13 protein-coding genes are annotated in these 15,114 nt (G+C 27.8%); 11 read left to right on the top strand and 2 right to left on the bottom strand.

The features are described from left to right. Nucleotides 1-147 precede the first annotated feature (147 nt). The 7 genes from OIF33_RS12120 to OIF33_RS12090 all read left to right on the top strand — a co-directional run bounded on the left by OIF33_RS12120 (nucleotide 148) and on the right by OIF33_RS12090 (nucleotide 7,564). Nucleotides 148-732: a carbonic anhydrase gene (locus OIF33_RS12120; RefSeq protein WP_322504520.1), complete on the top strand. Its 585-nt coding sequence runs from the start codon at nucleotides 148-150 to the stop codon at nucleotides 730-732. A gap of 316 nt (nucleotides 733-1,048) precedes the next feature. Further along, on the top strand, nucleotides 1,049-1,696 hold the full coding sequence (locus OIF33_RS12115; protein WP_322504519.1) for a putative ABC transporter permease: 648 nt from the start codon (nucleotides 1,049-1,051) through the stop codon (nucleotides 1,694-1,696). Between the two features lie 31 nt (nucleotides 1,697-1,727). Then, the gene (locus tag OIF33_RS12110) at nucleotides 1,728-2,048 is read left to right on the top strand and encodes a hypothetical protein (RefSeq protein WP_322504518.1); all 321 of its coding nucleotides are present in this window, start codon (nucleotides 1,728-1,730) and stop codon (nucleotides 2,046-2,048) included. Between the two features lie 499 nt (nucleotides 2,049-2,547). Then, nucleotides 2,548-2,937 (top strand): zinc ribbon domain-containing protein, encoded by a 390-nt coding sequence (locus OIF33_RS12105; RefSeq protein WP_322504517.1) that lies wholly within the window; start codon nucleotides 2,548-2,550, stop codon nucleotides 2,935-2,937. Between the two features lie 404 nt (nucleotides 2,938-3,341). Continuing rightward, nucleotides 3,342-5,213: a molecular chaperone HtpG gene (gene htpG, locus OIF33_RS12100; protein WP_322504516.1), complete on the top strand. Its 1,872-nt coding sequence runs from the start codon at nucleotides 3,342-3,344 to the stop codon at nucleotides 5,211-5,213. Nucleotides 5,214-5,822: 609 nt separating this feature from the next. Then, the gene (locus tag OIF33_RS12095) at nucleotides 5,823-7,346 is read left to right on the top strand and encodes a sodium-dependent transporter (RefSeq protein ID WP_322504515.1); all 1,524 of its coding nucleotides are present in this window, start codon (nucleotides 5,823-5,825) and stop codon (nucleotides 7,344-7,346) included. 104 nt (nucleotides 7,347-7,450) lie between these two features. Further along, on the top strand, nucleotides 7,451-7,564 hold the full coding sequence (locus tag OIF33_RS12090; RefSeq protein WP_322504514.1) for a MetS family NSS transporter small subunit: 114 nt from the start codon (nucleotides 7,451-7,453) through the stop codon (nucleotides 7,562-7,564). Between the two features lie 92 nt (nucleotides 7,565-7,656). Here the strand turns inward: OIF33_RS12090 and OIF33_RS12085 are convergent, their stop codons facing one another. Then, the gene (locus tag OIF33_RS12085; protein ID WP_416173359.1) at nucleotides 7,657-8,475 is read right to left on the bottom strand and encodes an aldo/keto reductase; all 819 of its coding nucleotides are present in this window, start codon (nucleotides 8,473-8,475) and stop codon (nucleotides 7,657-7,659) included. A gap of 299 nt (nucleotides 8,476-8,774) precedes the next feature. On the opposite strand from OIF33_RS12085, the gene OIF33_RS12080 reads away from it, so the two are divergent. The 4 genes from OIF33_RS12080 (at nucleotide 8,775) to OIF33_RS12065 (ending at nucleotide 14,344) form a co-directional block, all read left to right on the top strand. Next, nucleotides 8,775-9,767 (top strand): LacI family DNA-binding transcriptional regulator, encoded by a 993-nt coding sequence (locus OIF33_RS12080; RefSeq protein WP_322504513.1) that lies wholly within the window; start codon nucleotides 8,775-8,777, stop codon nucleotides 9,765-9,767. A gap of 317 nt (nucleotides 9,768-10,084) precedes the next feature. Next, nucleotides 10,085-11,749: an alpha-glucosidase gene (locus tag OIF33_RS12075; protein ID WP_322504512.1), complete on the top strand. Its 1,665-nt coding sequence runs from the start codon at nucleotides 10,085-10,087 to the stop codon at nucleotides 11,747-11,749. A gap of 142 nt (nucleotides 11,750-11,891) precedes the next feature. Then, the gene (locus OIF33_RS12070; protein ID WP_322504511.1) at nucleotides 11,892-13,541 is read left to right on the top strand and encodes a PTS transporter subunit IIBC; all 1,650 of its coding nucleotides are present in this window, start codon (nucleotides 11,892-11,894) and stop codon (nucleotides 13,539-13,541) included. An 11-nt stretch (nucleotides 13,542-13,552) separates the two neighbouring features. After that, nucleotides 13,553-14,344 (top strand): endonuclease/exonuclease/phosphatase family protein, encoded by a 792-nt coding sequence (locus OIF33_RS12065; RefSeq protein ID WP_322504510.1) that lies wholly within the window; start codon nucleotides 13,553-13,555, stop codon nucleotides 14,342-14,344. 191 nt (nucleotides 14,345-14,535) lie between these two features. Here the strand turns inward: OIF33_RS12065 and OIF33_RS12060 are convergent, their stop codons facing one another. After that, a complete protein-coding gene (locus OIF33_RS12060) occupies nucleotides 14,536-15,099 on the bottom strand; it encodes a TetR/AcrR family transcriptional regulator C-terminal domain-containing protein (protein WP_322504509.1) in 564 nt (187 codons plus the stop codon). Between the last annotated feature and the right edge of the window lie 15 nt (nucleotides 15,100-15,114).

The raw sequence follows: 15,114 nt of genomic DNA, 5'->3' as shown, positions 1-15,114 counted from the left end.
TCTCTTAATAAGGCTCTAAAATTAATATTTTAGAAGAAAAAAGCTTTTAGGACATGGTTCAATATTATGATATAGTATTATAAACGTTAATTTTTAAAAATCTAAAATGTAAAATATAAATAATAAATATAATTTAGAGGTATTGGTATGGAAAAAAACATAAAAAGACTAGATGAGATTTTATTATTTAATAAAAATTTTGTGGAAGATAAAGAATATGAGAAATATAAGGCTACAAAAAAACCAGAAAAAAAATTAGTAATCCTATCCTGTATGGATACAAGACTTACAGAGCTTTTACCAAAAGCTATGAATATTAAAAATGGAGATGCTAAAATAATAAAAAATGCAGGAGCTACAATAATGCATCCTTTTGGAAGTATTGTTAGAAGTATACTTGTTGCCATTTATGAGTTTGGTGCAGAGGATGTTTTAGTTGTAGGTCATCATGGATGTGGAATGAGTAATTTAAATCCTGTAGATATGATTGAGAAAATGGAAAGTAGAGGAATATCAGAAGAGACTATTTTAACTATAAAACATTGTGGCATAGATGTAGAAAAATGGCTTCATGGATTTGGGTGTGTAGAAGACTCTGTAAAGGAGAGTGTAACAGCCCTAAAAAATCATCCTTTAATGCCTACTGATGTTAATATACATGGACTTATTATTGATCCGCATACAGGAGAACTTCAAGTTGTAGTTAATGGATATGAAGAAAGCACTTTATAAATAATAAAATTAGTTTTATGCATAATTTTTAAGATTTTTTCTTAGAAATTATGCATTTTTATTTATAAAAATCAAAATTGGTTTAAAAGAGAGACTTAATATTAAAAGATTCAATAATTAAAAAATTCAATAATTCAAAAATAATAATGCTTATACACTATTATGAGTATTGATAAGTAAAATATTAAAATTCATAGGATTTTAAAGATATTAAACTAATCATAAAAATAATGGATAAAAGCAAAATATTAATTATATGTTAATTTTTTCTAAACATGATATAATTGTATTATTACATAAATATGGAGGTGAGTATATGTTCAATATCAGCAATTCTATGAATATATATAAAATAGTATGGATATTTACTATAGGATCTATTTTAGGTTATTGTGTTGAAATGATTTGGTGTTATGTAAAACATGGATATTTCGAAAGCAGAAAAGGCTTAATTTATGGTCCAATTAGTCCAGTATATGGAATAGGGGGGATAGTTCTTACATTAATACTATATAGATTTATTAATTATAATGGAATAATAATATTTTTCATAAGTGCAATTATAGGAGGAATTTTTGAGTACTTATGCTCATGGGTACAAGAAAAGACTTTAGGAAGTGTTTCATGGGATTACAACAGTAAAAACCTCAGTATCCATGGAAGAACGAGTGTTGAATATTCAGTATTTTGGGGAATACTAGGAGTGTTTTTCTTAAGAGATATTTATCCACTATTTGATAAATTTATGGGTTGTTTTTCAGATGGAGCAATAAAAATAATTACAATTATATTCTTAGTATTATTAATACCGGACATCATTATTTCAGCTTTAGCTGTAAGAAGAGAAGTTGCAAGAATGAAAGGTGTACAAGCAAAAAATGCTTTAGAGAGATTTTTAGATAGAAAGTATCCAGATGAATTTTTGAAAAAGATTTATCCAAATATGATATTTAAATTTAAATAATTAAAAGTATTAGTACTATGGGGTGAGGAATATGAGTATTTCAAGAGAATTTAAAGAGGCATTAAGTAAACATAGAGAGTTGGAATTAGAGGATTTTGAAGAATATAATGATATGTTTACATTTTTATTAGGTAGTTTTAGTTTTTCTCGTAAAAAGCTAAAGAAAGAATTACTTAAATATTTAAAAAAATACAATTTTCAATGTGAAGATACTAATATGAATATTAATGGCGATCCAGTTATAAAAATATATGGTCAATTTTTTAGACTTTCCCTTAGAAATTGTGATGAAGGATCTACATTATTACCAATACAAGTGGCATTATTAACTTTAGTTGAGGATAAATATTAAATTAAATGAGGTTAGTATAATAAGATGTTTTGAAATTATTTAATAATAAATAACATAGGGATTATGAACAATAAAAATTTATTTGAAGAAGAGAAGTTGTATTAAAAAATTTTATTTTAAATTTTTGATACAACTTTTTTACTTGGCTATGTTTAAAATAGTGTTGATTTTTAGATAAAATAGTAAGGTATTCATAATGAGCAAATTAGTATTGAATAATTAATAAAGTGACTTTTCGCTTTACTCTAAGGTGTAAGTTCAAGATATAAAATTAAAAATTTTAACTTTCACTTAAAAATGAATTTAAAGTGACATATTATTAAATTACAGATTATACTATTTATTTGAATTTTTAAGTAGTAGTTTAGAATAGATTGCTATTGAAGTATAATTAAATATATGAAGAAAAATGTAAAGAGAAAGTAGAAATAAGCTATAGGTACAGAGGCAAAATAAATAGATACATTTTTAAAGATAATATTTTTTATAGGAGAAAAGCATGTTTTTTATAGGTATATTTGGAGTCGAAAATAAACAAAAAGAAATAAAAGATTTAGATCAGATAGAATGTTCCAACTGTGGAGTTAAAACTAAAGGAAAGTTAATAAAAATATATGAATATTTTCATATATTTTTTATCCAACTTTTTAGATGGAATGAAAGATATTATATTATATGTAAAAGATGTAATTCAATATATGAGATTTCAAAAGAAAAAGGAAAATCTATTGAAAAAGGAGAAGATGTAGCCTTAGAAAAGGAAGATATGAGGGGTGTTCAAGAAGGGAAAAGGTATGGTAAAAATGCTCTAGAAAGAAGATGTCCTAATTGTGGGCAGGTTTTAAAAGAAGATTATGAGTATTGTCCATACTGTGGCAAAAAATTATAATAATCTAAATATAATTTTTAGATTATTATAATTTTAACTTTGAAGATACAAGTAAGCAGATATCTTTAGAGCCAGTAATAAAGTTATAAAGACAGTATTTTAAAATTGCACTTAGAAACTATGTTTTAGGAACAATCATATTTCCAGTACAAATAGCTGCATTAACATTAATAGAGAAAAAATAAAAGTTTTAAATAGAGATACATTAAAATAAATCACAGATATCAGTGATTTATTTTGATGTATCTTTTTATTTTAAAAGAGATAATATTATCAATAAGTTATAAAAAATAATTGATATTGACATTAATTTCAAAAAATGATATATATAAATTATATGGTTAGCACTCGTTATGTTAGAGTGCTAACAAAAGAGATTTTTGTTTTGGAAGGAGTAATTCAAAATGGAGAAAAGAGAATTTAAAGCAGAATCAAAAAGGTTATTAGACATTGTAATTAACTCAATTTATACAAACAGAGAAATCTTTTTAAGAGAATTAATTTCAAATGCCAGTGATGCAATAGATAAGGTTTATTATAAGACTTTAGGAGATAGTTCCTTAACTTTTAATAAAGACGATTATTATATAAAGATAATACCAAACAAAGAAAATAGAACTCTTACAATATCAGATAAAGGTATTGGTATGACAGAAAAAGAACTTGATGAAAATTTAGGTGTAATAGCTAAAAGTGGTTCTTTACAATTTAAAAAAGAAAATGCCCTTGAAGAAGGTTTTGATATTATAGGACAATTCGGAGTTGGATTTTATTCAGGTTTCTTAGTTGCGGATAAAATAACTGTAATAACTAAAGCTTTTGGATCAGATAAAGCATATAAATGGGAATCAGATGGGGTAGATGGATACACTATTTCAGAAACTGAAAAAGATTCTTTTGGAACAGATGTAATTTTACACTTAAAACCAAATAATGAAGATGAAAATTATGATGAATTTTTAGAAGAATATAAATTAAAAAGTTTAATTAAAAAATATTCAGATTTTATAAGATATCCAATTAAACTTAATGTTACTAAATCAAGAATTAAAGAGGGAACAGAAAATGAACATGAGGAATACGTGGAAGAAGAAACAGTAAATAGCATGGTTCCTTTATGGAGAAGAAATAAAAATGAACTTACAGATGAAGATTATAATAATTTCTATGTGGAAAAAAGATTTGGATTTGACAAGCCTTTAAGACACATGCATATAAGTGTTGATGGGATGATAAGTTATAATGCAATTCTTTATATTCCAGAGAACATACCATATGATTATTACACAAAAGAATATGAAAAAGGTTTAGAACTATATTCAAATGGTGTTTTAATAATGGAAAAATGTTCAGAACTTTTACCAGACTATTTTGGTTTCGTAAAAGGTATAGTAGATTCTCAAGACTTATCACTTAATATTTCAAGAGAAATGCTTCAACATGATAGACAATTAAGTCGTATTGCTAAGAACATAAAAACTAAAATTAAAAATGAATTAGAATCTATGCTTAAAAATGATAGAGAAAGTTATGAAAAATTCTATAAATCTTTTGGTAGACAATTAAAATATGGTGTTTACGATGATTTTGGAATGAACAAAGATGAATTAAAAGATTTATTAATGTTCTATTCATCTAAGGAAAAGAAAATGGTAACTTTAGCTGAGTATGTAGAAAGAATGGCTGAAGATCAAAAATATATTTATTATGCTGTTGGTGAATCAAATGAAAGAATAGAAAAAATGCCACAAACTGAAATGGTATTAGACAAAGGATACGAAATTCTTTACTTCACTGAAGATGTAGATGAATTTGCAATAAAAATGCTTATGAACTATAAAGAAAAAGAATTTAAATCAGTATCAAGTGGTGATTTAGGAATAGAATCAGAAGAAGAAAATAAAAAAGAGAATGAAGAAAATAAAGGTATCTTTGAATCTATGAAAGAAGCTTTAGGAAACAAAATAAGTGCAGTTAAGGCTTCAAGCAGACTTAAAAATTATCCAGTATGCCTATCAGCAGAGGGCGAAGTTTCAATAGAAATGGAAAAAATCTTAAGTGCTATGCCTAATAATCAAGGGGTAAAAGCTCAAAAGATTTTAGAAGTTAATACAAACCACGAAGTATTTAACTCATTAAAAGATGCCCTTGAAAATGATAAAGATAAATTCAATTTATATACAAAATTACTTTACAACCAAGCTTTACTTGTTGAAGGACTAAGTATTGAAGATCCAGTTGACTTTACAAATGATATATGTAAGTTAATGAAATAATTTAATTATAAAAGGGGATGTATCAAAACTCGTATATAAAACTTATAAATATATTCCGAGAATTACTGAATTTCACTAAGAATTTATAGCAATTACTCCGAATAATTTGCTAAAGCTCAGAACTCCCGCTGGTCAAACAGCTTCGCTTCTTAACACAAATTATTCTACGTAATAGCTTAAATTCTAAAGTTCATTCAGATATTCTCTTCATATTATTTATAAGTTTTATTGATGAGTTATTTTGATACATCCCCTTTTTATTTTAGATTAAATTTTATACTTAAAGAAGTTAAGGAACAATACTAAAAATCGGTGATTAATAAAAGAAAATATTTAAGAATAAATGCAAAAAGTAGTTGCTTAATTAAAGTAACTACTTTTTTATGAAATAAATCGTAGAACATTTATATCAATTCTAATGTTTACTAAAATTTATATATACTTTAAATAATAAAATGATAATAAATTAGGAGTTTTATAAATATAATAATAATAAAATTAATTTAAATATATTATTTATTTAAAAAACACTTGAATTTATTGATAAGTTGTAATATTATATATTAAAAGATAAATGGAAAATAAAGAGATAAAAGAGGGGGCATTAAAATGGATGAAAAAAGAGAGCAGTGGGGATCAAAGGTTGGCTTTATTTTAGCAGCTATAGGTTCAGCCGTAGGATTAGGTAACATTTGGAGATTTCCTTATGTGGCTTATTCAAATGGGGGAGGAGCATTCCTGATACCTTACTTCTTTGCAATATTTACAGCAGGAATTCCACTTTTAATTTTAGAATATTCTCTTGGACATAAATACAGGGGGTCAACACCACTTGCAGTAGCAAGAGCATCCAAAAAGTGGGAGTGGATAGGTTGGTGGCCAACTATAAGTTCAGCAATTATAGTAGCTTATTATTCAATGATTTTAAGTTGGGCAGCGAATTATTTTGCATTAAGTTTCACTAAAGGTTGGGGCAGTGATTCAAATGCATTTTTCCATAATGATTTTCTTAATTTAAGTTCATCACCTTTTGATTTAGGTGGAATTGTTTGGTATGTGTTAGGTGGAATAGCATTAATTTGGGTTATAAATTGGTTTGTTTGTTATAAGGGAATTAAAAAAGGAATTGAAAAGGCCAATAAGATTTTATTACCTACGTTAGTTATAATCATGATAATAATAGCGGTAAAATCAATAACTTTAGAAGGCGCAGCAGAGGGATTAAATACATTATTTACACCAGATTGGTCTATGGTTATGAAACCATCTGTTTGGATAGCAGCTTATGGACAAGTATTTTATTCACTTAGTTTAGCCATAGGAATAATGATGACTTATTCAAGTTACTTGCCTAGAAAGACAGATATAAATAATAGTGCTTTTGTAACAGCCTTTGCTAACTGCAGTTTTGAATTCTTATCAGCTATAGCAGTCTTTGCAATATTAGGATTTATGGCAACATCTCAAGGAGTACCAGTTTCTGAAGTTGTATCAAGTGGAGTTGGACTTGCTTTTGTAGCCTTCCCACAAATATTTAGCGAAATGGGTGCTGTAGGCTCATTACTTGGACCATTATTCTTTTTATGTTTAATATTCGCAGGAATAACATCTTCTGTTTCTTTAACTGAGGCGGTTTCAGCACCATTTAGAGAGAAATTTGGATGGAGTAGAAAAAAAGTTGTAACTGGAATGTGTATAATAGGATTTTTTATAAGCTCAATATTCGCAACTGGAGCTGGATTATATATGTTAGATATAGTTGATGCCTTTATAAATAACTATGGAATAGTAATTGTTGGATTATTAGAGGTTATATTAATTGGCTGGATTGTTACACCAGAGAAAATTAGGGAACATGCTAATGGAATATCACATTTTAAAGTAGGAAAATGGTGGGATATAACTATTAAGTTTGTAACTCCAGCACTTTTAATATATATGACAGTTCAAAATATTATAACTGAAATAAAAACTCCATATGGTGGATATGAACTATCGGCATTGTTGGTTTACGGATGGAGCATAATAGCCTTTGGAATAATATGTGCTTTAATAATTTCTAAAAAGCCTTGGAAAGATAAGAAAATTGAAGATTATGTTGATGAAGAGGAAGAGGTTGTTTCAAATTGTTAATTAAAAGCTATAGCTAAAGAGAAGCGGTAAGTTAAATAAGACTTTTATAAAATTAAAAATTTATAATTGAAATTAAGATGAATTTCAATAGAGGAGGGAATAAAATGAATTCAACATCAATAGTATTTTTTTTAATAGGAGCAACTGTTTTATGGGGAGGTTTTGCACTAACTCTTAGTATGTTATTAAAAAATGAAAGAAAATCAGTTCAAAATTAAATAGGTAGCATTTTAAAATTCCCATATATAAATAGTACATAAGTCTAAATTTAGACTTATGTACTATTTTTTTATTTTAATTATATAAAATTTTAAAATACTATATGGTCTGGATCAGGACCAACTCTTTCATCAGTATTTAAAGTTGCTATTTTAGCCATATCTTCATCACTTATTTCAAAATCAAATATTTTTGAATTTTCTTCAATTCTATGAGGGGTAATTGATTTTGGAATTGTTACTACACCCATTTGAATATCCCATCTTAGAACTATTTGAGAAATAGATTTATTATATTTTTCAGCTAGATCTTTTAAAATAGGTAATTCAAATACTTTTCCACGCATAAGAGGACCCCATGCTTCTAATTGTATGCCATTTTCTTTACAGAATTTTAGAAGTTCTGGTTGAGCTAGTTGTGGATGAAATTCAACTTGATTTACCATCGGCATTATTTCAGCAGTTTCTTTTAATTCTTCTATGTGATGTTCTTTAAAGTTAGAAACTCCAATAGCTCTTATTTTACCATCCTTATAAAGCTTCTCTAATGCTTTCCAAGTTTCTTTATTTAATGCTTTTGGCCAGTGGATTAGATAAAGGTCTAAATAATCAACCCCTAACTTAGTTATTGTTTCATTAAAAGCTTTAAGAGTATTTTCATATCCTTGATCAGTATTCCAAACTTTACTTGTAATAAAAATTTCTTCTCTTGGAATTCCACTTTCTTTTATTGCGATTCCAACACTATCTTCATTTTCATAGCGAGAAGCACAGTCTATGTGTCTGTAGCCTAAATTAAGTGCTGTTTTTACAGAATTTATAGTAGTTTGGCCGTTTTCTACTTCAAAAGTACCAAAGCCAAGTATTGGCATTTTAACACCATTTTTTAATTCAACATATTTATTCATCATAAATTCTCTCCTCTTTACTTATTAAAAGTTTAAATTAAAATTTTTTAGTATATAAAATTTATATAACTATATTAATCTTATAAATTTAAGTATAAAAATATATTAATATATTAATTAAATTTTATCAATAAATGAGAGATTCATATATTTTTTTATTTTTCACCTCATTAAAAATTAAAAAAAGTTTTTATTAAGCATAAAGATAACTTTAATTAGGGCTTTTCTATTTAGGTACTTTGTGGATTGTAAAAGAGTTTTATGGTATATTCTAGATAAACAAGTTGGGAAGGAGTGATTTTGTGAAAGTTACTATTAAAGACGTGGCTAGAGAAGCTAACGTAGCCCCTTCTACTGTTTCAAGAGTTTTATCTGATAGTCCTAAAATTAGTGAGGAAACTAAGGTAAAGGTCAACAAAGCCATAGAAAAATTAAATTATAAACCCAATGCCATAGCAAGAAGTCTTGTTAACAACAAAACTAAGATATTAGGAGTAGTTCTTCCTAATGAAGCAGATGATTTATTTAAGAATCCTTTTTTCGTGGAAGCTATGAGAGGAATGAGTATGTCAGCAGACGAGAATGGATATCATATAATGTATGCATTTAGTAAAAATGATGATGATGAATTAAAAATAATAAAAGAATTTGCAACTAATAATTTATTAGAAGGATTATGTTTATTATCAGTTAGAGAAGATGACAGAACTATAAAATATTTAAAAGATATAAATTTTCCATTTGTAGTTATTGGAAGACCAGATGAAGAGGGTGTATTATGGGTTGATAATGATAACTTTGAAGCTATGTTTAAACTAGTGGATAAATTTATAAAAGATGGAGAGTCTGACTTAGCTTTTATTGGAGGAAAAAGAAACTGGAATGTTTCAAAAGATAGATTAAATGGGTTTAAGGATGCTTTTAAAGCAAATAATTTAAGTTATGATAGCACTATGGTTATTGAAGGGGAAGATTTTTCAGAAGGCTGTGGGTATTTGGCTATGAAGGAGATAATTTCAAAAAGAACTCCTAAAATAGTTGTTACTACAGATGATTTTCTTGCTTTCGGAGCAAATAAATTTTTAAATGAAAAGGAAATTAAAGGAGTAAAAATAGTAGGTTTTAATAATACACCTATGACAAAATATCAAAATCCACCAATTTCCTCTATAGATATTAATGCTAGAGAATTAGGATATGAGGCTACTAAACTACTTATAGACTATTTAAATGGCAACTTAAAGAACAGAAACGACTACTGTATAGTGGATACTGAGTTCATTGATAGAGGATAGGATTCCTCATACAATTTGGGCAAACGTTTGCACAAAAAAGTGAGAATAAATGAGAAAATAGAAGTTATAAAGAGAAAATAGTATAGAATTTTGCTGAAATCGATTTTGTAAAGGGTTTAATTATCTGATATTATAAAAATGTAAAATGAGACTTAATTCAAAGGAGCTTCGCGAACTTGAATTTTAGTCGAATTTATCTTATTACTATGTTTTTTAGATTATCTAAAAAACAAATTTTTTTGGAAATTGGGCAAACGTTTGCACAATTTTGAAATTTAAGGCATTCAAATAATATAATAAAAATGCAAGGAGTAGTTATGAATAAAAAGTGGTGGAAAGAATTAATCGCTTACCAGATTTATCCTAAGAGTTTTATGGATTCAAATGGTGATGGAATTGGTGATATTCCAGGGATAATATCTAAGTTAGATTATCTAAAGGATTTAGGGATTGACTTAATTTGGCTATGTCCAATGTATAAATCACCAAATCATGATAATGGATATGATATTAGTGATTATAAAGACATCTTAGATGAATTTGGAACTATGGATGATTTTAATGAATTACTTAATGAGGTTCATAATAGAGGGATGAAACTTATTATAGATTTAGTAATAAATCATACTAGTGATGAACATCCATGGTTTATAGAATCAAGATCTTCTAAGGATAATCCTAAAAGAGATTGGTACATTTGGAGAGATGGAAAAGAGGAAAAAGAACCTAATAACTGGGAAAGTATTTTCAAAGGTTCAGCTTGGGAATTTTGTGATAATAGTGAACAATATTACTTACACTTATTTGCTAAGGAGCAACCAGATTTAAACTGGGAAAATAAAGCGGTAAGAAATGAATTATATAAAATGATAAATTGGTGGCTTGATAAAGGAATTGACGGATTTAGAGTTGATGCTATAAGTCACATAAAAAAAGAAGATGGTCTTAAGGATATGGATAATCCAGAAGGGCTAAAATATGTTTCATCCTTTGAAAAACATATGAATGTAGAAGGTATAAATGATCATCTTAAAGAGTTGAAAGAGGAAACTTTTTCAAAATATGATATAGTTACTGTTGGAGAAGCTAATGGAGTTAGTGCTCATGAAGCTGATCACTGGGTAGCAGAAGATGAGGGAACATTTAATATGATATTCCAATTTGAACATCTTAGTCTTTGGAATTATGAAGAGGGACAAGGATTTGATGTAAAGGCATATAAGGATGTTTTAACTAATTGGCAAAATTCTTTAGAAGGTAAAGGATGGAATGCACTTTTTGTTGAAAATCATGATATACCTAGAGTTGTTTCAACTTGGGGAAATGACGATGAATATTTAACTCAGTGTGCAAAAGCTTTTGGAACAGTTTATTTCTTGCAAAAAGGAACACCTTTTATATATCAAGGACAAGAACTTGGTATGACAAATGTTAAGTATCATAGCATATCTGATTATGATGATGTTAGAACTATAAATACTTATAATGAGAGAATTGAAAATGGTGTTTCAGAAGAAGTAGCCTTAAAAGAAGCTTGGGTAACTTCAAGAGATAATTCAAGGACACCTATGCAATGGAACTCAAGTAAAAATGCAGGATTTACTGAGGGAAAACCTTGGATAGGAGTTAATGAGAATTATAAAACAATAAATGTAGAGGTTGAAGAAAAGGATGAAAATTCAGTTTTAAACTTCTATAAAAAGCTTATAAGACTTAAAAAGTCTAATGAAGCTTTAATCTATGGTGTATATGATTTAATTCTTGAAGAGGATAGAAGTATTTATGCTTATACAAGAACTTTAAATGAGGATAAGTTCTTAATAATAGCTAATTTAACTGGAGAGAATGCTAACTACAGTTACGAGGGAGAAAAACTTAATTCTAAAGACTTACTTCTTAATAACTATGAAGTTTGTGAACACAGTGATTTAGTAGAATTTACTTTAAAACCTTATGAGTGTAGAGTATATAAACTTTCTTAATAAATTGAGACTTGATTCAGAGTGGAGTTTTTACTTTGAATTTTAGCTAGATTTATCTAAAGACAAAACTTAGGGGTAGAGTGTGTATGGACTATAACCTGAGAGTGAGTGTTATAAGATTAATAATTGGAGGTATTTGAGAATGAAGAAATTTAAATTAGGGTCTTTTGATTTCTGGCAAAAGTTTGGTAAGGCATTACTTGTAGTTGTTGCTGTAATGCCTGCTGCCGGACTTATGATTTCAATAGGTAAGGTAATGGGAATTTACATCGATGTAGATTTCGTAAGAACTATAGCGAGAGTTATGGAGGATATAGGTTGGGCAATAATTGGTAACTTAAACTTACTATTTGCCGTTGCAATAGGTGGTTCTTGGGCTAAAGAACGTGCAGGGGGAGCTTTTGCAGGTACCATAGCATTTGTTCTTATTAATAGAATTACTGGGGTAATATTTAGTGTAAGTAATGCTATGTTAGCAGCAGATTCAACTGCCACAGTTCAATCATTTACAGGACAAACACTTTTAGTTAAAGATTACTTTGTTTCAATACTTGGCGCTCCAGCACTTAATATGGGTGTATTTGTAGGTATTATTTCAGGTTTCTTGGGAGCAGCTTTATATAACAAGTACTATAATTATAATAAATTACCTAATGCATTAGCATTCTTTAATGGTAAACGTTTTGTTCCTTTCGTTGTTATAGTAGGTTCAACAATAACAGCAATTATACTTTCTTTTGTATGGCCATTTGTACAATATGGATTAAATACTTTTGGACAATGGATAGCTACATCAAAGGATACAGCTCCAATAATAGCACCATTCTTATATGGTACATTAGAGCGTTTATTATTACCATTTGGATTACACCATATGCTTACAGTTCCAATAAACTATACAGAACTTGGTGGAGTATATCATATACTTACAGGTCCAACAGCTGGACAAGTTGTTGCAGGACAAGATCCATTATGGCTTGCTTGGATAACTGACTTAAATAACTTTAAACAAGCAGGAGACATAACTTCATATAATCAACTTATAGGCTCAGTAGTACCGGCTCGTTTCAAAGCTGGTCAAGTAATACTTTCAAGTGCATCATTAATCGGGGTAGCACTTGCTATGTACAAAAATGTTGATCCAGATAAGAAGAAAAAATATAAATCAGTATTCTTCTCAGCTGCTATAGCAGTATTCTTAACTGGTGTAACTGAACCAATAGAATTTATGTTCATGTTCATTTCACCAATATTATATGTGGTTTATGCTGTTATAGCTGGTTTAGGATTTGCCATAGCGGATGTAATAAACTTAAGAGTACATGCTTTTGGATTTATAGAACTTTTAACTCGTTCACCACTTATGATAAATGCAGGCTTAACTCAAGATTTAATAAACTTTGTAATAGTTGCAGTAGTATTCTTCTTCATAAACTACTTTGTATTTAGCTTCTTAATTAAGAAATTCAAAATAGCTACACCAGGACGTATGGGTAACTATATTGATAGTGAAGATGAAAACACTGGTTCAACAAATAGCAATGCTTCAATGGATGAATTAGCAGTTAAGGCTATTGAGTTATTAGGTGGAAAAGAAAATATAGTAGATGTAGATGCTTGTATGACTCGTCTTCGTGTTACTGTTAAGGAAATTGATAAGGTTGGAGACGAAAAGGCTTGGAAAGAAAATAAAGCTTTAGGTCTTATAGTTAAAGATAAAGGAGTTCAAGCTATATATGGCCCTAAAGCAGATGTATTAAAATCAGATATTCAAGATATCTTAGGTATTTAGGAGTTTATAAAATGAAATTACTTACTTTAAACTGTCATTCTTGGCTAGAGGAAGAACAATTAGAGAAGATAAAATATTTAGCAAAGACAATAGTTCAAGAAAAATATGATGTCATAGCTCTTCAAGAGGCTAGTCAAAGTATTAAGGCTAGTATTAAAGAAGGAAACATAAAAGAAGATAACTATGGATTATTATTAGTTAAAGAAATAAACAAACTAGGTGGAGAAAAGTACCACCTAGTTTGGGATTATTCTCATATTGGATATGATATATATGAGGAAGGCTTATGTATATTAACTAAGCATGAAATAGTAAATAGTGAAAGTTTTTATGTATCACAAAATCAATCAAAGGCTTTTTGGAAATCAAGAAAAATAGTAAAAGCAACAATAAATATAAATAATGAGCATATAGATTTTTATTCTTGTCATATGGGTTGGTGGAATGATGAGGAAGAAAGTTTTATAGTTCAAGTTAAAAATTTACTTTCACATGCAAAAGAAAGTAAAAATAGAGCATTCTTTATGGGTGACTTTAATAATAATGCTTTCTTAAAAAATGAAGGATATGATTTTCTTAAAAGTAACGGATTGATTGATACATATAATTTAGCAGAAAGCAAGGACTCTGGTGTTACAGTTAAAGAAAATATTGCTGGCTGGGATGATAACACTGAAGAGTTAAGAATAGATATAATTTTTACAAATGAAGATACTGAAGTCTACGAAAGTAAAGTTATATTTAATGGAGAAAACAAAATAGTTATATCAGATCATTTTGGAGTAGAAGTTTTATTAAAATAATAAAATTTTTATATTAAAACAAAAGCATAATTTATCTAAATGTAGAAGCTATTAAGTAAGTATTTAATAGTCTATAGATATAAGATGAAAGCTATTTTTAATCCCTTTTATTTAAATGGGGCTGTATCAAAATTTTTATTCAGTTATTTTGATACAGTCTCATTTTTTATGATATTTCATAGTTAAGATAGTTAACTTTCATTTGTAATTCTACCTATACTTCCTTCTAAAATCTTTGATATGTTTTTTACCAATTTTTCAGGTGATTCCTTCATTCCAGATTCTATCCATTGAAGTAAAAGTGCTGTGAAACTTAGACTATAGAAATTACAAAGGAATTTCTCATTATAGTCAGAGAGATTGAATAATTCCTTATTATTTTCTATAACATTTATAATAATTTTATTTATAGAATTACAGATAAAAGTTTCTATATATTTTCTGTTTGAAAAACGGATAAGTGAATAGCTGATTTCTTTATTTTCATAAAAATAATCCAAAAGATCATAAAAACAAAGTTGCCAATGTTGGAAGTCTAAGGATTCATGAATTTTTTCATCAATTTCTGTTTTACAAATCCATTCTAATAAATCATAAATATCCTTAAAGTGTCTATAAAAGGTTCTTCTATTAAGTCCACAATCTTCTGATATTTCTTTAACTGTGATTTTTTCAATGAGCTTTTCTCTCATAAGTTTTTTTAGTGAGTTAGCAAAAAGTTCTTTTGTCATTTTTGATATTATTTCACTTCTCATAATACACCACCATAT

Origin of the sequence: Clostridium sp. LIBA-8841 (assembly GCF_034439435.1) — a bacterium.
In the GTDB taxonomy this organism is placed as follows: Bacteria; Bacillota; Clostridia; order Clostridiales; family Clostridiaceae; genus Sarcina.
Note: the sequence above shows the minus strand (reverse complement) of the source record. Positions and strands in the feature narration are given on the sequence as shown.

Excerpts from the sequence above, each read along its gene's own strand:
- OIF33_RS12110 (WP_322504518.1), top strand. The coding sequence starts at position 1,728 with ATGAGTATTTCAAGAGAATTTAAAGAGGCATTAAGTAAACATAGAGAG.
- OIF33_RS12060 (WP_322504509.1), bottom strand. The coding sequence starts at position 15,099 with ATGAGAAGTGAAATAATATCAAAAATGACAAAAGAACTTTTTGCTAAC.
- htpG (WP_322504516.1), top strand. The coding sequence starts at position 3,342 with ATGGAGAAAAGAGAATTTAAAGCAGAATCAAAAAGGTTATTAGACATT.
- OIF33_RS12095 (WP_322504515.1), top strand. The coding sequence starts at position 5,823 with ATGGATGAAAAAAGAGAGCAGTGGGGATCAAAGGTTGGCTTTATTTTA.
- OIF33_RS12120 (WP_322504520.1), top strand. The coding sequence starts at position 148 with ATGGAAAAAAACATAAAAAGACTAGATGAGATTTTATTATTTAATAAA.
- OIF33_RS12105 (WP_322504517.1), top strand. The coding sequence starts at position 2,548 with ATGTTTTTTATAGGTATATTTGGAGTCGAAAATAAACAAAAAGAAATA.
- OIF33_RS12115 (WP_322504519.1), top strand. The coding sequence starts at position 1,049 with ATGTTCAATATCAGCAATTCTATGAATATATATAAAATAGTATGGATA.
- OIF33_RS12065 (WP_322504510.1), top strand. The coding sequence starts at position 13,553 with ATGAAATTACTTACTTTAAACTGTCATTCTTGGCTAGAGGAAGAACAA.
- OIF33_RS12090 (WP_322504514.1), top strand. The coding sequence starts at position 7,451 with ATGAATTCAACATCAATAGTATTTTTTTTAATAGGAGCAACTGTTTTA.
- OIF33_RS12085 (WP_416173359.1), bottom strand. The coding sequence starts at position 8,475 with ATGATGAATAAATATGTTGAATTAAAAAATGGTGTTAAAATGCCAATA.
- OIF33_RS12070 (WP_322504511.1), top strand. The coding sequence starts at position 11,892 with ATGAAGAAATTTAAATTAGGGTCTTTTGATTTCTGGCAAAAGTTTGGT.
- OIF33_RS12075 (WP_322504512.1), top strand. The coding sequence starts at position 10,085 with ATGAATAAAAAGTGGTGGAAAGAATTAATCGCTTACCAGATTTATCCT.